The organism is Alloacidobacterium sp. (assembly GCF_035631355.1).
Lineage (GTDB): Bacteria > Acidobacteriota > Terriglobia > Terriglobales > Acidobacteriaceae > Alloacidobacterium.
Genome location: NZ_DASQIX010000045.1, coordinates 12,218 through 31,582 on the forward strand (window position 1 = coordinate 12,218; position 19,365 = coordinate 31,582).

Below are 19,365 nucleotides of genomic sequence, written 5' to 3' on the forward strand. Positions count from 1 at the left end.
GCTGTCGCTGCTGCGCCATGCGGGCGTGTTCCTAGAGCGAAGTCCGGTACTGAAGCTCAAACACCCACCCACAGCAAGCTGCCGAGGTGGGTTTTCTATTTCAAAGGAAAGACTGGGATTGCCCCGAGAGGAAAATCAAAATGTCACTTCGCATTAACGATGTTGCGCCTGATTTCACAGCAGAAACAACCCAGGGCACCATCCACTTTCATGAGTGGATCGGCGACAACTGGGCCATTCTCTTCTCCCACCCGAAGGACTTTACCCCCGTCTGCACCACGGAGCTCGGCGTTGTTGCCGCCCTCCAGGGCGAATTCAACAAGCGCGGCGTAAAGGTTCTTGGCCTGAGCGTAGACGCGGTGGGCGACCACACCCGATGGGCTTCCGATATTCAAGATGTCGGCGGACATCCGGTGAAGTATCCGCTCATCGGCGACCCCGAGCTGAAAGTCGCAAAGCTGTATGACATGCTGCCGGCGAGCGCTGGCGATACCTCCGTCGGCCGCACTCCAGCAGACAACTTCCCCGTGCGTACGGTCTTCGTGGTCGGGCCGGACAAGCGCATCAAGCTGACGCTTGCGTATCCCATGGCGACAGGCCGCAACTTCGATGAGATTCTTCGCGCGATTGACTCGCTGCAGCTGACGGTGAAGCACAAGGTCTCAACGCCCGCGAACTGGAAACAGGGCGATGAGATCATCATCAGCGGCGCCGTCTCAAACGAAGATGCGGACAAGCTCTTCCCCGGCTACAAGACGGTCAAGCCATACCTGCGCACCGCCGCGCAGCCGAAGTAGGATGTGTTGATATCCGTCCGCCGTGATCATTGCTGCGGACAACGGGCACCGGTGGCGAAGTGGCTAACGCGCTGGTCTGCAAAACCAGTATTCGCGGGTTCAATTCCCGCCCGGTGCTCCATAGGTTAGTTGCTAACATCAATTTCAAGCTTCCCAGGTTTGCTTTTTCCGGGAATTCGCAGACGAACGCAATGTGTCACAGTATTATCGTGATTCTGAAATCCAGTTGGTCAGACCCTATCCTAATTGTCCAGTCAGACCGCGCGAAGCACATACTATCAACTTTTCACTTCACCACCTGCCGCCATTGGCATCTCGCGCAGGCGCATTCCTGTCGCGGCAAAGATGGCATTGCCCACGGCGGGCGCAAGACCCACAATTCCCGTCTCGCCCGCTCCCGCGGAGGGCAGGTCTTTGCGGTCGATCAACACTATCTCAACTTCAGGCATGTCACTGAAGCGGGGAACGCGATACTGGGCAAAATGCGGGTTCAGGATACGTCCGTCCCTGAACTCGATGGCTTCGAACAGAGCTCCACCGATGGCCTGCACCGCTGCGCCCATTGTTTGATTGCGCAGGCCATTGGGATTCACGATCGCGCCTGACTCCCACGCTTGAACAACGCGGCGCAACCTCACTTTTTTGGCTGAATTCACTTCGACCTCGGCGCAGGTAGCTACATATCCACCCTTCTCGACTCCGCCTGCGATGCCGAAGCCATGTCCCGCCGCAGGCTTTGTCTTTCCCCAACCGAACTTCTCCGCCGCTGCCTGAAAAACAGCGCACAATCGCGGATCGTTCAGGTTCTTCATTCGGAACTCCAGTGGATCCATGTTGAGGGCGTGGGCCAGTTCGTCCATATGCGATTCGCGTGCGAAATGGTTCGCCGTGGCAGCCAGCCCGCGATATGATCCCTGCCGCAGTGGCGACTTCGTCGGATGAAACTCAGTTAGCTTTGCCGCAACACTGTAGGGCGTGTCAATGGCTGAAGGTCCCGAGTTGTAGTTGTGGTGCTCCCATGCGACCAGGGTGCCGTCGCGCCTCACGCCGCTGCGAATTTCAATCCACCCCGCCGGACGTAAGTAGGCCCAGGTAAATTCCTCTTCGCGCGTCCACACCAGTTTTACCGGCTTACCTGCGGCCTTTGCCAGACGGGCCGCCTCAACGGCGCACTCGCCTGTATGCTTGCCCCCGTAGGCGCTGCCCATGTCAGGCATAATCACGCGGACTTTTGTTGGCGAGATGCGGAACGTCTCCGCCAGCTCATCGCGCACGGCAAAAGGACGCTGCGTTCCCGTCCAGACCGTAAGATTGTCACCATTCCACTCCGCTACAGCCGCGCGCGGCTCCAGCGGCGCATGCGCGATGTACTGAACGGTGTATTGCTGGTCAAGTTTTACGTCAGCCGAGGCCATCGCCTGCGACACAGATTCAGATTCACTGGACGGCTGTGGCCTTCCGTTTTCCCTCTCAGGATTATTGCGCAGATAATCAAACAACTCTTTGTTCGAAATTTGCGCAGGCACATCCCACTTTGCCTGAATCGCAGCGAGCGCCTGTTCCGCGATGAACGCGTCGTCAGCCGCCACGCCCACAAATTCACCGTCGCGCACGACCTTCACCCCGGGTAACTTCTCCACCGCGCTCGTGTCCAGAGACGCCAGCGTTGCGTTGAACCCTGAAGGGCGCAGCATCTTGCCGAACATCATCTCCTGACGAACAATGTCCGATGGATACTGATGCTTTCCAGTTACAAAATCGCGGCCATCAACTTTGAAATGCGGCTTTCCAGCAATTTTCCAGTCAATCGCCGGAGTCAGCGGCGGGTCACCCGACACGGTCTGCGTCAGCTTTTCTCCATGCGTGATTTCACCGTAGGTCAGCGATTGGCGGCTCTTCGGATTGGTCACGCGCCCGTCTGCGGCCACCAGTGTTGCCGGATCAGCCTTCCATCTTTGCGCCGCGGTTTCCACCAGCATCTGCCGCGCCGTTGATGCCATGGTGCGAAGCTGCGGCCCCATCGTCGGCGTCGAGCGGCTGCCGAAGGTTCCCATGTCCCACGGCGTAAGGTCTGTGTCGCCCATCACCGCCGTGATCGAGTCAAACGGAACGCGCAGCTCTTCGGCCACAAGTTGCGCCAGTGACGTGCGGATGTTTTGGCCGATCTCCACCTTGCCGGTAAAGATCGTCACCCTGCCGTCTTCATCAATGTGCACCCACGCGCTTACTTCCTTCGGTAGCTCGTGCTCGCGGAAGCCGTGCCCAGCTTCCTGCGACAGGCCCGTCCCTCCGCCAAGAACAACCAGCAGCCCGCCTCCGCACAGCTTCAGGAAGTCGCGCCGGTCAAGCTCGAACCAGTGCACGCGCTCGCGAATCTCATTAACCGGCATGGCTCGCGTCTCCTTTCGACTGGAGTTCCGCGGCGCGCTTCACAGCGGCCACGATGCGCGGATACGTTCCGCAGCGGCACACATTGCCATCCATGCCTTTGACGATTTCGGGCTCCGACGGATGAGGGTGCTCACGCAGCAGCGCCGTGGCGGCGAGAACCATACCCGGCGTGCAGTATCCGCACTGAAACGCTTCTTCCTCCAGAAACGCCTGCTGCACCGGACTGAGCGCGCCGCTGCTTTCAAGGCCCTCAATCGTCGTGATTCGCGCATGCGCCACCGACGAGACCTGCGTCAGGCATGACCGCTGCGGTTGGCCGTCAATCAGCACAGTGCACGCGGCGCATTGTCCCTCGCCGCAGCCATACTTCGTGCCTGTCAGATGCAGCCGGTTGCGCAGAACGGAGAGCAGTGACTCATCGCCGGGCGCGCGAACACGCATCTCCGAACCGTTGATGCGAAGAAGGAAGTCGTTCATTCGGAACCTCCTTTAAATAGCAAAGTTGTAATGGCGAACGAACCAGAATACGCCTGTCAACCCAATCTCAGACCGGCTCATGCCGCGACCATCCTGCCGTCAGGGCTCCTCGGTTTGTACCAGTCCTCACGTGTGAGAGGAAGATGGCTGTTTCCGGTGTCATCCGCGCGGCTCAACAAAACCTGATAGGAGCTGATATCCCCCCTACGAAACGCAGCCGCCGAGCCCGCCATGTAAAGCAGCCAGATACGATACGTCTTCTCCGAAACGTGCGCCAGCAGTTGATCGGCATTCCGCTGCAATTCCTTCACCCAGCCGCGAAGAGTCATCTCATAGTGCTCGCGTAGGCTCTCCACATCGCGCACCTCAAAGCCAGCCCCTTCCGCCGCTTGCAATACCTGCGGCAACGTGACAAGCTCTCCATCCGGAAAAACATGCCTGTCAATAAAGGACGAGCCGTGCGGACGCGTAAGGTGAAGAACATTGCGGAGAAAAGGCACGATCGCGGTAGTCAGAAAAGATTTGCTGCCATGCGAGACCGGTGCCCGTGTAATTCCGCTGTTGAGAAAGACGCCTCCCGGCTTCAGCAAATTGAAAATCGTCTGGAAGTAAAGCGGCAAGTTCTTCAGACCCACATGCTCGAACATGCCCACGCTGGCAATCTTGTCAAAAAGGGGAAAGCGCTCCAATGCCTTGCGGTAGTCGAGCAGTTCTATATCGCAATTTTGCTTCAAAAGAGCCTTTTCGATGCGGTCCGTAGCCACGGCCTCCTGCTCATGGCTCAAGGTGATCCCGTTGGCATGGACCCCATATCTTGAAGCCGCATGAAGCACCAGGCTGCCCCAGCCACAGCCGACATCAAGAAAGCGTTCGCCCGACTGCAGCCGCAGCTTGCGGCAGATCAGGTCCAGCTTATTGGCCTGCGCCGCATCCACGCCGTCCGCTTCCGACTGGAAATACGCCGAAGAATAGGCGAGCGACGGCCCCAGCCACGGCCGGTAGAAATCCGCTGACTGGTCATAGTGGTAGGAGATGGAAGCCTTGTCCCGCTTCTCAGAATGAATCTTCCCTGCCTTCCGCCATTGGCTGATCCCAGAGAGAACACCCGCCATCGTTTCGTACACGCGCTGCAGCTGGCCGCGCGGACGTTGAAAGACATATTTGACAATGTCGAAGGCGCTGAAAAGATCACCCTCGACGTCAATCTTCTTTGATAGGAAGGCTTCGCCCAGCGTGATTTCGCTAGCCCGCTCCGTCAACGTCGTTAGCGCATCAGGAGAGTGAAGGACAATCGTGCATACTGGCTCGCCCGCCACCGCCGAACGCCATCGCCATCCATCCCAGAGACGAACGGCGAATGCCAGGCCCTCATATCCCTTGAATAACGCATTTAGCGCACTGTTTCTTTGCGATTCGACTGATTCAGATGTCATAGCTCTCATCACTTTCCTGAGCTTTCTGGCTTCGCCGGCTGAGGGGCCGGTACCGGCAGCATGCATCTAATTCGATGTGATAGTTCGTTGAATAAGACGGTTTTTGTGCCGAGCATGTTTCCTGCACGAAGCGTCTCGTCTTTCATATAAGCCAAACCGACGATACCACCACCGCTTTCACTGACACCAGAGAAAGCACGCTACGGCATCGAGGGCTCAGGCCCGATCCCATCCATTCTGCATGAATTCCGATTTGTAGCAATTGCAGCATGTCGAAAATCTGCATCAAAGTCTTTGCCGGATGGACGCGACGAGAAGCTGTGGACTGTCGTCGTTCGGCGTGATGCGATTCGGGGCGATAGTTTCAGAAAATGACGATGCGCCCAGGAAACTGCGCTATGAACCGGCTGCAATCTGATCGCTAATGAGGGTCTTTCCCGATACAAATCCGCCTGAGATGCGCGTATGGAGTGGAGGCACGAGTGGTGAGTAAGGCGTCGGACATTGCCTCAATGCGCGATGATCTAACAGACGGAAAATCTCTTAAGGGCAAGATGGCGGCTGGCCACGATGTCTTCGTGGGAAGTGGAGAGATGGCCACCTTGATGCGCTTATTCGACTGGTCAAAAACACCTCTTGGCCCGGTCGAATCCTGGTCTCCGACGCTGAAGGTCATGACTAGGCTATTGCTCGCCAATTGCTTCCCCATGCTGTTATGGTGGGGCCCCGATTTTCATCAACTGTACAACGACGCCTATACGCCGGTACTGGGAGACAAGCATCCTCACGCTGCTCTCGGCAAACCCTTCCGCGAGTGCTGGTCCGAAGTCTTTGATGTGCTCGGGCCGCTTGCCAGAACACCGTTTGAAGGCGGTCCAGCAACATGGATGGAGGACATCCCTCTGGAGGTGAACCGCTTCGGATTCAAAGAGGAGACACACTTCACGATTGGCTACAGCGCTGTGCCCGACGACACAGCGCCGAGCGGAATCGGAGGAGTGCTGGCAACCGTGCATGAGATCACTGAAAAGGTAGTTGGCCAGCGGCGTGTGTCGGCGCTGCGCGATCTGGGCACGCGGCCGTTCGAAGCGAAAACAGCGGAGGCAGCTTGTGCCGTCGCAGCCGCTACTCTCGCGAACCATCCTAAAGACATTCCCTTTGCCCTGATCTATTTGACCGAGAAAAACGGCAGATATGCGCGTCTCGCAGGAAAAGCAGGAATCGCAGAATGCAAGACGCTATGTCCCGAACTTCTGGATTTATCTGTGACAGGCAGTTCATGGCCACTTGCCGCAGCCCGGTTGCAGCAACAGGTTCTCCTAGTGGACGATTTGCAAGGCAGGTTCGGTAGTCTTCCGCCTGGACCATGGTCTGATCCTCCGCACTCCGCTGCCGTTGTCCCCATCGAATCCAATATCGCTCATCAGCTCGCGGGCTTTTTCGTTGCCGGAATCAGTCCCAGATTGCGGTTCGATGATTCTTATCGAGGATTTCTGGAACTGGCATCGGCGCAGATTGCAACCGCAATTACCAATGCGCGCGCATATGAAGAGGAGCGTAAGCGAAACGAAGCTCTGGCCGAAATTGATCGAGCGAAGACAATCTTCTTCACCAACATCAGTCATGAGTTCCGGACTCCGCTGACCTTGCTGATGGGGCCGATTGAAGATGCGCTGGCCAGGCCGGAGGAGTTGCCCCCAGCGCGACGCGAAGGGCTGGAGCTTGCCCACCGCAACAGTCTGCGTCTGCTTAAGCTGGTCAATACACTTCTTGATTTCTCACGCATAGAAGCCGGCCGCACGCAGGCTGTTTATGAACCCTTAGACCTGGCCGCGTTGACTGCTGAGTTGGCCAGCGTCTTCCGCTCGGCTATTGAACGCGCTGGGTTGAAACTCTCCGTTAACTGTCCACCACTGGATGCACCCGTCTATGTGGATCGTGAGATGTGGGAGAAGATCGTTCTAAATCTGCTCTCAAATGCCTTCAAATTTACGTTGCAGGGTTTCATCGAAGTATCTCTCAAGCGCATGGGCGATAAGGCCGAATTAACGGTGCGCGACACCGGCGATGGCATTGCATCTGAGGATGTTCCACATATTTTCGAGCGCTTCTATCGGGTGAAAAATGCGCGCGGACGGAGCTATGAGGGTTCGGGCATCGGCCTGGCGCTTGTGCAGGAGCTGGCGAAGTTGAACGGCGGGAAAGTCCGCGTCGAAAGCGAAGCTGGACGAGGAAGCACCTTCACAGTGTCAATTCCGTTTGGGTCAAGCCCTCTACCATCGGAACGCATCGGTGCTGTTCGCAGTTCTGCTTCCACCACAATTGCTGCGAGCGCTTATCTTCAGGAGGCGCTGCGATGGCTTCCCGGAGGCGAAAACGAAGACGAGGTGACGGCAACGACCTTGCCAAAGGTGAAGGCGAAGGAACCAGCCCGCATCTTACTCGCTGAAGACAATACCGACATGCGCGCATACGTGCAGCGTTTGCTGACCGGCGCCTATGAAATCGTGGCCGTGCCTGATGGTGAGGCCGCGCTGCAATCCGCGCTTCAACATCCTCCTGATTTAGTGCTGACGGACGTCATGATGCCCCGGCTCGATGGCTTCGGTTTATTGAAGGCTCTTCGCGCCAATGAAAGAACCGCATCGGTTCCGGTTATCTTGCTTTCGGCTCGCGCAGGGGAGGAATCCCGCGTAGAAGGAGTAACTGCAGGCGCGGATGACTATCTAACAAAACCGTTTTCGGCCCGCGAACTGGTTGCGCGCGTCGAAAATACTTTGGCACTGTCGCGGCTTCGCCGAGAGACTGAAATCCAAGTGCGCGAAAGTGAGAAGCGTTTCCGCGCTCTGGTAGCGGCCAGCTCCGATGCGGTGTATCGCATGAGCCCGGATTGGGCCGAGATGCGTCTGCTGCGCGGCCGGGATTTTATTGCCGATACCGATGAGCCAAATCGGACCTGGCTGGAGAAATACGTTTATCCTGATGACCGGCCAGCTGTGCTGGCCGTAATCCGGGAGTCCATACCGACAAAGAGCGTACTTGAACTGGAGCACAGGATTTTACGTGAGGATGGCTCTATCGGCTGGACCTTCTCTCGCGCCATTCCGCTGCTGGACGTGAACGGTGAGATCATCGAATGGTTCGGAACCGCAAGCGATATCACTGCCCGTAAGCTGGCGCAGCATGCGCTTCTTCGCAGCGAAAAACTCGCTTCAATGGGGCGAATGGCCGCTACCGTCGCTCATGAGATCAACAACCCATTGGAGGCTGTGACAAATCTGCTGTTTCTCGCACAGACTATCGACGGTCTACCGGAGTCCGCGCGCCAAAGCCTGCAAATGGCCGATGCAGAACTGAAACGGGTGGCCCATATCACGCGGCAGTCACTGGGGTTCTATCGCGAATCAAATGCGCCGGCGCTCACATCGATCAATGCTCTGCTCGATTCTGCAATCGACTTGCTGAAAGGCAAAATCACGGAGAAACAAGTCAACATCCATAAGGAATGGCGTGCTGATGTAGAGTTGATGGCTGTAGCCGGTGAGCTGCGGCAGGTATTCTCGAATCTTTTGGCGAACAGCCTGGACGCCATCGACGAAGAAGGCACAATCAGCATACGTATATCTACCTGCACGGGGGCCCATAGCAAAGGCCGTCGCGCTCGTACCACTATAGCCGACAATGGGAGAGGGATCAGTTCAACTTCGTTGGAGCACATCTTCGAGCCCTTTTTCACTACCAAGGGCACGATCGGAACAGGCCTGGGACTGTGGGTAACGAAGCAGATCGTTGAGAAGCATCACGGCATCATTCAAGTGCGGTCACGGAGCGAGTCATGCCGTAAAGGAACTACCTTCTCCATCGTTCTGCCCATGGAGCCGGGCGTGAACCCATATCTATAAGTCTGGCTAAACCTGCATATATAGCTTTTGATCAATCGCGAGTTGCTGTGGCAACAAACAATCCTTCTCTGTAGGTTTGGAAATAGAAGGCAAGCAATGCAAACTACATGGTCGAAAGACGAACTGCGCAGGATCGCCGAAGCCGATGACCTGCACATCGCGCCGTTTCGTGAGGACGGTGTGACTTACGGCACGCCTACGTGGATCTGGTCGGTCGCAGTCGATGACGCCCTCTATGTGCGCGGCTACCACGGACAGAACTCTCGTTGGTACAAGGCCGCAGTACAGCAGAAGGCCGGACGGATCATCGCCGCTGGCATGATGAAGGAAGTCGTCTTCAAGCCCGTCGCCGGCCAAATCAATGACCGCATCGACGATGCCTACAGGGCGAAGTATCATGGAAGCCCATACCTCAAGCCGATGATTGCCGCTCGCGCACGCTCTGCGACAATCAGGATTATGCCGCGCAACGGCACGGTTAAGCGACCGAGTGCCACCAAAGATTGATTCAAACCAGACCAAGGAACATGGAGGACACATGGCTACGACCGAAGTAAAACCAGGAAAAGAAACCGCTCCCGCTACATTTACTTCCAAAGCGTTTGCTGCCCGAAGCGCAACCTCCGGGCTGGCTCCGTTTACGCTTCAGCGGCGCACTCCCACTGCGGAAGACGTGCAGATTGAAATCCTCTTCTGCGGCATCTGCCACTCCGACCTTCACCAGGTCCGCAATGAGTGGAGCGGCGTGATGCCTACCGTCTATCCCTGCGTGCCCGGCCACGAAATCGTAGGCCGTGTTAACGCAGTCGGCTCCGCCGTTACCAAATTCAAGCCCGGGGATCTCGCCTCAGTCGGCTGTCTGGTTGATTCCGACCGCTCATGCCCCGAATGCAATGCGGGCCTTGAGCAGTTCTGCCCGAACATTACGTTGACCTACAACTTCCCGGACAAGCATCTGGGCGGGGTGACCTACGGCGGTTACTCTGACAGCATTGTCGTCAGAGAGCGCTTTGTGCTCCGCGTCCCATCCAACCTTGATCTTGCCGGAACCGCGCCGTTGCTCTGCGCCGGAATCACCACGTATTCACCAATGCGCCACTGGGGAGTGACTAAGGGCAAAAAGGTCGGCGTCGTCGGACTCGGCGGACTCGGCCACATGGGAGTCAAGTTCGCGCATGCCCTCGGAGCACACGTCGTCGTCTTTACCACTTCACCAGGTAAGAAGGAAGACGCGCTGCGCCTGGGCGCTGATGAAGTTGTCATTTCCCGTAACGCCAATGAGATGGCGAAGCACGCCGGCAGCTTCGATTTCATCCTCGACGCTGTCTCTGCCGATCACGACATCAACGCCTACATTCAACTTCTCCGCCGTGACGGCAACATCACCATGGTAGGCGCCCCTGAGAAACCATTGCCTGTCGGTGTCTTCGGCCTCATCTTCGGACGCCGCAGCCTATCAGGTTCGCCCATCGGTGGCCTTCCCGAAACGCAGGAGATGCTCGACTTCTGCAGCCAGCACAACATCACTTCCGATGTCGAAGTCATTCCCATCCAGAAGGTCAACGAAGCCTACGAGAGGCTGCTCAAGTCCGATGTGAAGTACCGCTTCTCCATCGATATGGCTTCTCTGAAATCCGAGTAGGTGAGGAGGTCAAACCATGGAAATCAAACGAGCCGGTTCGCAAGCTTCTGCAAAGGATCCGTCAGACTGGTTCACCGGAACAGTACGACTCGATCCTCTGTTTCAGGCGCCTGATCCCGCGCTTGTTCAAGGCGCCAGCGTAACCTTTGAGCCAGGCGCGCGCACCGCGTGGCATACGCATCCGCTCGGACAAACGCTCATCGTCACGACCGGTTGCGGCTGGGCACAGCACGAAGGGGGACCAGTCGAGGAGATCCGTCCCGGTGACGTGGTCTGGTTCTCGCCCAACGAGAAGCACTGGCACGGCGCGACGCCAACCACAGCCATGACCCATATCGCCATTCAGGAAAGACTCAACGGCAAGGTCGTCGACTGGATGGAACAGGTCAGCGACGAACAATACCGAAAGTGAAGAGAGTGCAAGCAAATGCAAAAACGCAAATTCGGCAAAAGCAATCTGGAAGTTTCGGCTCTCGGGCTCGGCTGCATGGGCATGAGCTTTTCCTATGGTCCGCCCAAAGATAAGCAGGAGATGATTTCGCTTCTCCGGACCTCGGTTGAACGCGGCATCACATTCTTCGACACGGCAGAGGTGTATGGCCCCTTCACCAACGAAGAGCTTGTCGGTGAGGCGCTCTCTCCATTGCGCGATCAGGTGGTGATTGCCACCAAGTTCGGCTTCAACCTTAACCCTGATGGCAGTCCAGGCTGGCAGGGCCTGAACAGCCGCCCCGAGCGCATCAAACAGGTCGCGGATGCTTCGCTCAAGCGGCTCAAGATTGATGCCATCGATCTCTTCTATCAGCACCGGGTTGACCCAGACGTGCCCATCGAAGACGTGGCCGGAGCGGTAAAGGACCTGATCCGGGAAGGCAAAGTGAAGCATTTCGGCCTTTCTGAGGCAGGCGCGAAGACGATTCGCCGCGCACATGCTGTCCAACCTGTAACAGCGGTCCAGAGCGAGTATTCGCTGTGGTTTAGACGTCCTGAAGAGGAGATACTGCTTACTCTTGAGGAACTCGGAATCGGCTTCGTTCCTTACAGCCCTTTGGGCAAGGGATTCCTGACGGGAAAGATTGACGAAAATACTACCCTTGACAGTTCCGACTTTCGCAACACTCTCCCTCGCTTTACTCCGGAAGCCCGCAGAGCGAATCAGGCCCTCGTTGATCTGCTGGGCGCAATCGCGGCCCGCAAGAAGGCAACACCGGCGCAGATCGCGCTCGCCTGGCTGCTCGCCCAGAAGCCCTGGATGGTGCCCATCCCAGGAACGACAAAGCTCCATCGCCTGGACGAGAACATCGGAGCAACTGCGGTCGAACTTACGCCCGACGATCTCCGGGACATCGAAATCGCTGCCTCAAAGATCACAGTGCAAGGCGCCCGCTACCCTGAAAGACTGGAGCAGATGACTGGGCGGTAGTTTGCTCCGATTTTCTCTGCACCAATGCTCAGAATTCGAGTGTTGGGATCTGCTCTGACCCAACACTGGGAACCGAATTAAGTACGGTTTATCCACGGATTTTCACATACATCCCCTTGTGCCCAAACCTCTCGATGCGCATAATCGCCTCAAGAGGCGGTGTCTGAGGACTTCGAGGAGAAACGGTTCGCCCTGTGAACCCGTATAACCGTCAGGACGTGTTGCGTATCCTTCGCATCCATCCCAGGCAGTTGAGCGGATGGGAGCACAGCGGCCTTATTGCCCGTTCCGAGTCCTATTCGTTCCAGGATCTAGTCCAGATAAGTAAGCTGCGCGACCTGCGCGCAACGCGCCTTACGGCCGCGAAAATCAGCGCGTCAGTCACAGCCATGCGCTCCGTCTCCGGCATGGCGAACCCATTGCTTGAGGCAGGAACGACGCGCCGCGGCTCGCGCCTTATCTTTCGACATTCCGGCGCGGCGATGGAGCCGATCGCCCGCCAGTTCGTTTTCGACTTCGACGCAGGCAGCAGCCGTGGACCTACTGCCCTTGACGCGACCGCTATCAATACAGACCAGCGCGAAGCCCGCGCCAACAGCCTCTTCCTTGAAGCCGTCCATTGCGAAGAAGCCCACAAAATCACTGAAGCAACCGCTCTCTACGGAGAAATTCTCCTACTTGATCCGATGCATGCGCCGGCTTGTATCAACCTCGGCACCATCCACTACAACCAGCGCCAGTTTCTTGAAGCCGAGCGGCTTTACCGCCAGGCCGCAGCCGTCGATCCCGAATACGCGCTCGCTTTTTTTGATCTCGGCAATGTGCTCGATGAACTGCAGCATCTCCCGGAAGCCATTGAAGCCTACCGATCGGCGATCCGGCTCGTTCCCACCTACGCGGATGCGCACTACAACCTGGCTCTAGCTTATGAGCGCATTGGACAGCGCCGCAAAGCACTGCGCCACTGGACAGCCTATCTTAAGCTAGACAACACCGGCCCGTGGGCGAACCACGCACGTGGACAGCAGCGTAAAATCCTGGATCGTGAAAAGCTGGCCATCGTCCATCGCTCGTCCAGGACACACGTCCGCATTCAGCGCACCCCACCTGCTCTCAAACTTGTTTAGGATTTCCCTATCGGCCCGGTCCGCTCACTGGCCACTCGTAAATCACCATGCTCAGATTCCCCAGTAGCTGCATGGTCGTCTCCACGTTTCTTCGGACTGCGATCCGGTTCGCGCGCGTCTCAGACGGGTCCTCTTCAACGGCGATTACTCGCCCGTAGGGCCAGTCTTCCGGCGGAAGTGCTCCCAGCGCATCCGGCAAATCGCTCAACCGGATATCCAGTTCCTGCTGCCGCGCCCTTGCCGGCTTCAACATCGCGCTTGGAATCGCTGTGTTGCTGGTCAGATCGGGTGACATGGCGCGCAGCGTCACGTTCTTTGCACCCACAATCAGGAAAGGATTACTCCAGCTCTCTTTGGTATGAATGGCCATGTAGTGGCTCTTGGCTGGCGGGGGAATCTGTTCCAGCTCGAGACGAGCCGCATCCAATTTCTTCGCAGCAGCCTGCGCCTCGGCCTTCGCCTGCGCGGCTGCTTCAGGAGTACCCGGCGCGGCGGTTTTTGAACGCCGGCATCCCGAGACGGCGACAAATATCAGAACAAAGCCAAGTACAAGGGCAGTAAAACGATCTCTAAGCATTACCACAGAGCAGAATATCAAGTACGCGCATTACCCTGCCTGCGAAGATTCCCCGTTTCGCCTGGCGGGAAACCGGGTGTTTACTACTTCCTGATTGCGAATAGAATTCATTCCTGCCGGAAAATTCCCGAAAACATTTACTTGACAACCGAAATCCGGGGAGTGCCTAATGTCGGCACGGATTAGTAAAACCATTTACTTTGCGCTTTAAGACTATCGAAGCCAAATGAAATCGGGGTTCTAGATCCGGAAAATGTTGGCCTCCTTACGCGCAGTGGTTCCACTACCACTGCGCTCTTTTTTATCGGCCTTTCCACTGCGCCGCGCGCTTCTCCAGAAACGCCTTCGTCCCCTCCGCCTTGTCTTCCGTTGCGCAGCACAATCCAAACAATCCCGCCTCCAGATCAAGCGCCTGCCGCAGCGGCAAGTCGTACCCGGCATGAACGGCTTCGAGACTCTTCGACACTGCCAGCGGAGCCTGTGCCGCAATGGTTCGCGCAATCTGCTCGCCGCGCGCGAGCAGTTGGTCGAGCGTCACCACTTCTTCAACCAGCCCGATCCGCAACGCCTCCAGCGCCGGAACCATCTCGCCTGTCAGGATCATCTTGAGTGCTGCGCCTTTGCCCACCAGCCGCGATAGCCGCTGTGACCCGCCATAGCCGGGAATCAGCCCCAGCTTAACCTCCGGCTGCCCGAACTTGGCCGTCTCGCTTGCAATCCTGAAGGTGCAGGCCAGCGCCAGTTCGCACCCTCCGCCCAACGCAAAGCCGTTGATGCAGGCAATCACCGGCTTGCCGCAGGTCTCAATCCGGTCAAACAAATGCTGACCGCGAGCGGCGAGAGCCTGCCCATCAATCGCCGACACTTTCGCCAGTTCGTGAATGTCGGCGCCCGCGGCAAAGGCCTTCTCGCCTGCGCCAGTCAGTAGAATCGCGCGTATCGCCGCATTTGCCGCCAGCTCTTCGATCGCCGTGCCCAGTTCCGTGAGGGTGGCCGCATTCAGCGCATTCAACACTTTAGGGCGGTTCAACGTGACGACAGCGACGACATCACGCACTTCAACCAGGATATTCTCGTAGCTCATAAGTGAACCGCTGAGTCTAGCACGATGCGAGGTCTGAAACACGAAACAGCCGGGTGAGCCAGCTTAAAAGCTTGATTTTTTATTCGCCCATGTGGGAGTATCTACAGTCCCCCAAAGAAGGCACGGGATAAAAATTCTCCAAATGTTGATGAGGGCAGCGGTTATCAACATTTAATTTCCTTCTTCGCCGCATCCAAAGAAAAGACCCGGTAAGTCGAAGCTCCCATCGCTTTCCGAAGGAGATATATGCAGGTTTTTTGCCTGGCAACAGCCGAACCAGCCGATCTTCAGTGCAAGATCTGTGGGCAAAATTATGCCCTCTACTTCGAATGCAAGTCCCAGGAAGAGCGTGAGAAAGCGCGGCAAATGGTTGTTGATACTCTCGACCAGCACCACGCGGAGAGCGTCGAGACGACGGTTCATCCGGAGAAAGCCTTCAATGTTCCTGCGTGGCACGGAGCTGCTCATATGTCAGGCGCAGCGATTCTTGGCGGGGCGCCGCCTTGGGCTGCGTGAATCCTCATCAGACTGATTCTTTTCGGAAAATAGGGAACGGAACCTTTTCAGCTTCGTATTTAGAAGAAGAGGAATTTCCTCATGAATACGATTCGATTCAGCTATCTGATGATGAGTCTGGTAGTGGCACCGTTCCTGGCGCTTGCGGCATATGTAGCGTGGCTCGTAGTTCCAATTGTCGTCAGGGAAGTAGTACCTGAGGTAATCCGTGCCGTAACGAATACCTGAGGTTATTCCCCAATCAGAAGGCCAAAACGCCACCCGGAGGTGGCGTTTTGGGTTGAGAACAGCTTACTGTTCGCGCTTCCAATTCACCAGGTCGCCGAGCGTTGTCGTTGAGCTGGAAACTGGCTGCTTGTAGGCTTCCACATCGGCGCGGCTGGCTTCTTCGCCGACGGCGCGGAGGCTGAGGCCGACTTTCTTCTCATCCTGATTCATCTTGATGATCTTAAAGTCGTGCTCCTGGCCTGCTTCGAGCTTTACGGGAGCGCCGTGATTGTCCGTAGCCTCGGAAACGTGGCACAGACCTTCAACGCCCTCGGAAATCTCGACAAACGAGCCGAACTGCGCTGACCGCAGGACCTTGCCGTGGACCACATCGCCCACGCGATGCTGGGCGAAGAACGTCTCCCAGACATCGGGCTGGAGCTGCTTGATGCCGAGCGAGAGGCGCCGATTTTCCGGCTCTACTCCTAGCACCACAGCTTTCACTTTTTCGCCCTTTTTCAGGACTTCAGAAGGATGCTTGACGCGCTTGGTCCAGCTTAGGTTGGAGACGTGTACCAGACCGTCGATGCCGTCCTCGATCTCGATGAACGCGCCGAAGTCGGTCAGATTGCGAACCCGGCCCTCAACGTTGGTTCCTGCCGGATAGCGCTCGACCAGATGCTCCCAGGGATTTTCGAGCAACTGCTTCATGCCCAGCGAAATGCGTCGGTCGCCCGGGTTGACGGCAAGGATTACAGTCTCAACTTCATCGCCCGGCTTGACCAGCTTCGACGGATGCTTCATCCGCTTCGACCAGGTCATCTCAGAGACGTGGACCAGGCCTTCGATGCCCTGCTCCAGTTCAACGAATGCGCCGTAATCGGTGACGCTGAGGACACGGCCACGCACGCGGGCGCCGATCGGGTAGCGCTCCACGGCGTCGAGCCACGGATCGGGCGTGAGCTGCTTGAAGCCGAGCGAGACGCGTTGCTTGTCTTTGTCGAACTTGAGGACTTTTACTTGAATTTCGTCGCCGACATTGACCAGATCGCGCGGGTGCGTCAAGCGCCCCCATGACATGTCGGTGATGTGCAGCAGGCCGTCAATGCCGCCGAGGTCAACAAATGCGCCGTAGTCGGTGAGGTTCTTGACCGTTCCGGTGAGGATGCTGCCCTCTTCAAGATGCTCCAGGGTTTTTGAGCGTTTTTCTGTCTGCTCTTCTTCCAGAAGCTCCTTGCGGGAGACGACCACGTTGCCGCGTTTCTTGTTCAGCTTGATGACGCGGACTTCGATCTGCTGGCCGATATAAGCATCGAGATTGCGGACAGGACGAATCTCAAGCTGCGAGCCGGGCAGAAACGCCTTAATGCCAATATCGACTGTCAAGCCGCCTTTTACGCGCCCGAGAACCGTGCCTGTCAAAATGGACTTCTCGCTGGCCGCCTTCTCGATGGTGTCCCATACGCGGTGCCGCTGAGCCTTGTCGTAACTCAACAGATATCCGCCTTCGGCCTCTTCGCGCTCGACGACGACTTCAACCGTATCGCCGGGGTGCAGCTTGGATTGACCAGTGTGGTCAACCACCTGCTCGAGGGGAATCAGACCTTCCGACTTCAGACCGACATCGACGACGACATGCTTATCGGTCAGCTTGATCACGGTGCCGGACACGATATGGGTATCGTCAAACGACGCCTGGGCTGCCGCTTCGGCAGCTTGCTCGCGGTCAAAGGACTCGAGCACGGCGGCAAAATCTTCCATGCTGTTCAAGTCGGCCTCGTCTTCGTGGTGCTCAGGCGCAGCAGCAGGATGTTCGGTCTCTATAGAAGGGGATTCGGCGGAATTGGCTTCCGGGTTATGGGTGGTTTCGATGGACGGCTCGGCGTGCTCCGTCGCGGTTTCCAGCGTTGGGGTTTCAAGTTCGGTGTTCAGAGGATTGCTCTCGGTTTGTTCAGGATTTAGGACGTCTGCCATAACAGCCAGCTCAAAAGTGGGACCCAAGTCGGCGGCCCCGAAGTTCCGCCTCTGCGTATTGCAGCCATCTTCGCTCATAGCTTTTGATTCCGGGCTGCTCGGCGAAGATTCGGGAATCGTCACACCGGGATGATTGGCGCAGACGGAAGGCCGCAAAGGGGGAGACACTGGAATGAATCAGTCTCCGGTTTGGGAACATCCGCCAGGCAGGAACATGCAGGAGCGGCGATTATAGACCTACGCATGAATCCCGCGCGCATAGGCCCATGAAAACAGCATAGAACTGTGCGCTGAGAGTGTCAATTCATCCGCCTTAGATTCACGCAGTTGCAATGGGCCTGTAACGATTTTTTGCGGAATGCAGGCCTGTTCTTTTAAGAATTGCACCAAATATAGTGCAGCCCTGGTCTTTGTGACAGGTCACAGAAAAAAGTTTCGATTCGCCGCATGTAGCGTGGCCTTAGAATGCGCGCTATGTGGAAAAGCGCTGTACTCCCGTTCTGTCTTGTAATCTCTGCATTCGCGGCAGACAAGCTTTCTGCTCCGCAGCTGATTGATCTCGCCAAAGCTAACAGCCCTCTACTCCGCGATGCCATCCAATCCACCTTTGAAGCCAAAGACTTGCAGGAAGGCACGGCATGGGCCGGGCATGGGCCGGATTTCTTTTTTGCTGTTGAAGCTCCTTCGCAGCCATCATTAATCGTCGATGCGGACGCTGCCGCGCAGATGAAGCATCTTTCAGATTCTGATCTTTGGTACGCGACGGCACACATCGAACCGGTAGGCACGCTGCACTCGTTTCACTACATCGTTAATGGCGCACCATTCGGAGGAAAGCTCGATCTGCCTGCCTTTAGCCCGCTTTCCTACCTGCAACCGGGCGTGCCCTCGGGGACGCTTTCGCAAAAGATCATCCACACCAGCAAAATCTATGACGGCATGAAGAGCGAGTACTGGATTTATGTGCCCGCGCAATATGATCCAAAAGTCCCCGCCGCGCTCATGGTCTTCCAGGACGGCGGCGGGTATACGGACCGCGACGGCAACAATCCCGCTCTCAATGTCATCGACAACCTGATCGCAGAGAAGAAAATTCCGGTGATGATCTGCGTCTTCATCAATCCCGGAGACATCAGTGATTCGCCGAGCACGCCAACTTACAACTTCGTGAAGGGGTATTCGGACAAGTGGCACCGCACGCTCAAGGACTCAATGCGCAGCACGCTTTACGACACTGTGAGCGACCGGTACGCGCGCTTTTTGCGCGATGAAATGCTGGCGGACGTCACGGCGAAGTACAACATCCGTAAAGATGCTTACAGCCATGCGATCACCGGGCTTTCGTCGGGCGGAATCTGTTCCTTCAACGCGGCGTGGCAGATGCCCGATGAGTTCAGCCGCGTCATCAGCTGGATTGGCAGCTTCGCCAGCATCCAGTGGAAGGAGCAGCCTGATATTCCCGACGGTGGCCAGGATTATCCGGAAAAGATTCTGCGCGAACCGAAGCGCAACATTCGCGTCTGGCTGCAGGACGGGGCTAATGACCAGGAGAACGACCGCTATGGGAGCTGGCCGCTGGCGAATATCCGCATGGCCAATGCGCTCAAGCTGAAGGGCTATGATTTTCACTTCAGCTTCGGCAAAGGGACGCACAACTCGGGCCACGGCGCGGCGGAGTTTCCAGAGGAGATGATCTGGCTCTGGCGCGATTACGATCCTGCGCGGACATCTCAGATCTTTGAGATGGATCCGGCAGAAAAATCAAAGCCTCTATTCCGCGTGTCGATTGTGAACCGCGAGGCCGACGCGAAATAA

16 protein-coding genes and 1 tRNA gene are annotated in these 19,365 nt (G+C 56.9%); 10 read left to right on the forward strand and 7 right to left on the reverse strand.

What is annotated here, in order from left to right; translation table 11 throughout:
* The first annotated feature begins 140 nt into the window (after nucleotides 1-140).
* Complete coding sequence (locus VEV40_RS07730) at nucleotides 141-797, forward strand: peroxiredoxin (RefSeq protein WP_324831343.1); 657 nt, start codon at nucleotides 141-143, stop codon at nucleotides 795-797.
* A 45-nt stretch (nucleotides 798-842) separates the two neighbouring features.
* Nucleotides 843-918, forward strand: a tRNA-Cys gene (locus VEV40_RS07735).
* Between the two features lie 157 nt (nucleotides 919-1,075).
* On the opposite strand, the gene VEV40_RS07740 is transcribed toward VEV40_RS07735, so the two are convergent.
* From VEV40_RS07740 to VEV40_RS07750, 3 genes are all read right to left on the reverse strand, one after another.
* Nucleotides 1,076-3,187 (reverse strand): xanthine dehydrogenase family protein molybdopterin-binding subunit, encoded by a 2,112-nt coding sequence (locus VEV40_RS07740; RefSeq protein WP_324831344.1) that lies wholly within the window; start codon nucleotides 3,185-3,187, stop codon nucleotides 1,076-1,078.
* Nucleotides 3,177-3,665: a (2Fe-2S)-binding protein gene (locus VEV40_RS07745; protein ID WP_324831346.1), complete on the reverse strand. Its 489-nt coding sequence runs from the start codon at nucleotides 3,663-3,665 to the stop codon at nucleotides 3,177-3,179. The genes VEV40_RS07740 and VEV40_RS07745 overlap by 11 nt, the downstream gene beginning before the upstream one ends.
* 77 nt (nucleotides 3,666-3,742) lie before the next feature.
* Nucleotides 3,743-5,098 carry a class I SAM-dependent methyltransferase gene (locus VEV40_RS07750; protein WP_324831348.1) on the reverse strand — a complete coding sequence of 452 codons (1,356 nt, stop codon included), beginning with the start codon at nucleotides 5,096-5,098 and terminating at the stop codon, nucleotides 3,743-3,745.
* Between the two features lie 485 nt (nucleotides 5,099-5,583).
* Here VEV40_RS07750 and VEV40_RS07755 point away from each other — a divergent pair, with 485 nt between their 5' ends.
* The 6 genes from VEV40_RS07755 to VEV40_RS07780 all read left to right on the forward strand — a co-directional run bounded on the left by VEV40_RS07755 (nucleotide 5,584) and on the right by VEV40_RS07780 (nucleotide 13,192).
* The gene (locus VEV40_RS07755) at nucleotides 5,584-9,000 is read left to right on the forward strand and encodes an ATP-binding protein (protein WP_324831349.1); all 3,417 of its coding nucleotides are present in this window, start codon (nucleotides 5,584-5,586) and stop codon (nucleotides 8,998-9,000) included.
* A gap of 96 nt (nucleotides 9,001-9,096) precedes the next feature.
* Nucleotides 9,097-9,507, forward strand: a complete 411-nt coding sequence (locus VEV40_RS07760) for a DUF2255 family protein (RefSeq protein ID WP_324831351.1) — start codon at nucleotides 9,097-9,099, stop codon at nucleotides 9,505-9,507.
* Nucleotides 9,508-9,538: 31 nt separating this feature from the next.
* The gene (locus VEV40_RS07765; RefSeq protein ID WP_324831352.1) at nucleotides 9,539-10,642 is read left to right on the forward strand and encodes an NAD(P)-dependent alcohol dehydrogenase; all 1,104 of its coding nucleotides are present in this window, start codon (nucleotides 9,539-9,541) and stop codon (nucleotides 10,640-10,642) included.
* 16 nt (nucleotides 10,643-10,658) lie between these two features.
* Entirely contained in the window at nucleotides 10,659-11,054 is a 396-nt protein-coding gene (locus VEV40_RS07770; protein ID WP_324831354.1) for a (R)-mandelonitrile lyase, read from the forward strand.
* 15 nt (nucleotides 11,055-11,069) lie between these two features.
* The gene (locus VEV40_RS07775; RefSeq protein ID WP_324831356.1) at nucleotides 11,070-12,065 is read left to right on the forward strand and encodes an aldo/keto reductase; all 996 of its coding nucleotides are present in this window, start codon (nucleotides 11,070-11,072) and stop codon (nucleotides 12,063-12,065) included.
* Nucleotides 12,066-12,259: 194 nt separating this feature from the next.
* On the forward strand, nucleotides 12,260-13,192 hold the full coding sequence (locus VEV40_RS07780; RefSeq protein WP_324831357.1) for a tetratricopeptide repeat protein: 933 nt from the start codon (nucleotides 12,260-12,262) through the stop codon (nucleotides 13,190-13,192).
* 7 nt (nucleotides 13,193-13,199) lie between these two features.
* On the opposite strand, the gene VEV40_RS07785 is transcribed toward VEV40_RS07780, so the two are convergent.
* From VEV40_RS07785 to VEV40_RS07795, 3 genes are all read right to left on the reverse strand, one after another.
* The gene (locus tag VEV40_RS07785; RefSeq protein WP_324831358.1) at nucleotides 13,200-13,769 is read right to left on the reverse strand and encodes a hypothetical protein; all 570 of its coding nucleotides are present in this window, start codon (nucleotides 13,767-13,769) and stop codon (nucleotides 13,200-13,202) included.
* 301 nt (nucleotides 13,770-14,070) lie between these two features.
* Nucleotides 14,071-14,853 (reverse strand): enoyl-CoA hydratase-related protein, encoded by a 783-nt coding sequence (locus VEV40_RS07790; protein ID WP_324831359.1) that lies wholly within the window; start codon nucleotides 14,851-14,853, stop codon nucleotides 14,071-14,073.
* Nucleotides 14,854-15,024: 171 nt separating this feature from the next.
* The gene (locus VEV40_RS07795; protein WP_324831361.1) at nucleotides 15,025-15,309 is read right to left on the reverse strand and encodes a hypothetical protein; all 285 of its coding nucleotides are present in this window, start codon (nucleotides 15,307-15,309) and stop codon (nucleotides 15,025-15,027) included.
* A gap of 141 nt (nucleotides 15,310-15,450) precedes the next feature.
* Here VEV40_RS07795 and VEV40_RS07800 point away from each other — a divergent pair, with 141 nt between their 5' ends.
* Complete coding sequence (locus VEV40_RS07800) at nucleotides 15,451-15,597, forward strand: hypothetical protein (protein ID WP_324831363.1); 147 nt, start codon at nucleotides 15,451-15,453, stop codon at nucleotides 15,595-15,597.
* 63 nt (nucleotides 15,598-15,660) lie between these two features.
* Here VEV40_RS07800 and VEV40_RS07805 read toward each other — a convergent pair whose 3' ends face one another.
* A complete protein-coding gene (locus tag VEV40_RS07805; protein ID WP_324831378.1) occupies nucleotides 15,661-17,550 on the reverse strand; it encodes a 30S ribosomal protein S1 in 1,890 nt (629 codons plus the stop codon).
* Nucleotides 17,551-18,024: 474 nt separating this feature from the next.
* Here VEV40_RS07805 and VEV40_RS07810 point away from each other — a divergent pair, with 474 nt between their 5' ends.
* A complete protein-coding gene (locus VEV40_RS07810; protein WP_324831365.1) occupies nucleotides 18,025-19,365 on the forward strand; it encodes an alpha/beta hydrolase in 1,341 nt (446 codons plus the stop codon).

What these genes read in the sequence shown, in the direction of transcription:
- VEV40_RS07730 (WP_324831343.1), top strand. Translation starts at nt 141, where the DNA reads ATGTCACTTCGCATTAACGATGTTGCGCCTGATTTCACAGCAGAAACA.
- VEV40_RS07740 (WP_324831344.1), bottom strand. Translation starts at nt 3,187, where the DNA reads ATGCCGGTTAATGAGATTCGCGAGCGCGTGCACTGGTTCGAGCTTGAC.
- VEV40_RS07745 (WP_324831346.1), bottom strand. Translation starts at nt 3,665, where the DNA reads ATGAACGACTTCCTTCTTCGCATCAACGGTTCGGAGATGCGTGTTCGC.
- VEV40_RS07750 (WP_324831348.1), bottom strand. Translation starts at nt 5,098, where the DNA reads ATGACATCTGAATCAGTCGAATCGCAAAGAAACAGTGCGCTAAATGCG.
- VEV40_RS07760 (WP_324831351.1), top strand. Translation starts at nt 9,097, where the DNA reads ATGCAAACTACATGGTCGAAAGACGAACTGCGCAGGATCGCCGAAGCC.
- VEV40_RS07765 (WP_324831352.1), top strand. Translation starts at nt 9,539, where the DNA reads ATGGCTACGACCGAAGTAAAACCAGGAAAAGAAACCGCTCCCGCTACA.
- VEV40_RS07770 (WP_324831354.1), top strand. Translation starts at nt 10,659, where the DNA reads ATGGAAATCAAACGAGCCGGTTCGCAAGCTTCTGCAAAGGATCCGTCA.
- VEV40_RS07775 (WP_324831356.1), top strand. Translation starts at nt 11,070, where the DNA reads ATGCAAAAACGCAAATTCGGCAAAAGCAATCTGGAAGTTTCGGCTCTC.
- VEV40_RS07785 (WP_324831358.1), bottom strand. Translation starts at nt 13,769, where the DNA reads ATGCTTAGAGATCGTTTTACTGCCCTTGTACTTGGCTTTGTTCTGATA.
- VEV40_RS07790 (WP_324831359.1), bottom strand. Translation starts at nt 14,853, where the DNA reads ATGAGCTACGAGAATATCCTGGTTGAAGTGCGTGATGTCGTCGCTGTC.
- VEV40_RS07800 (WP_324831363.1), top strand. Translation starts at nt 15,451, where the DNA reads ATGAATACGATTCGATTCAGCTATCTGATGATGAGTCTGGTAGTGGCA.
- VEV40_RS07805 (WP_324831378.1), bottom strand. Translation starts at nt 17,550, where the DNA reads ATGGCAGACGTCCTAAATCCTGAACAAACCGAGAGCAATCCTCTGAAC.
- VEV40_RS07810 (WP_324831365.1), top strand. Translation starts at nt 18,025, where the DNA reads ATGTGGAAAAGCGCTGTACTCCCGTTCTGTCTTGTAATCTCTGCATTC.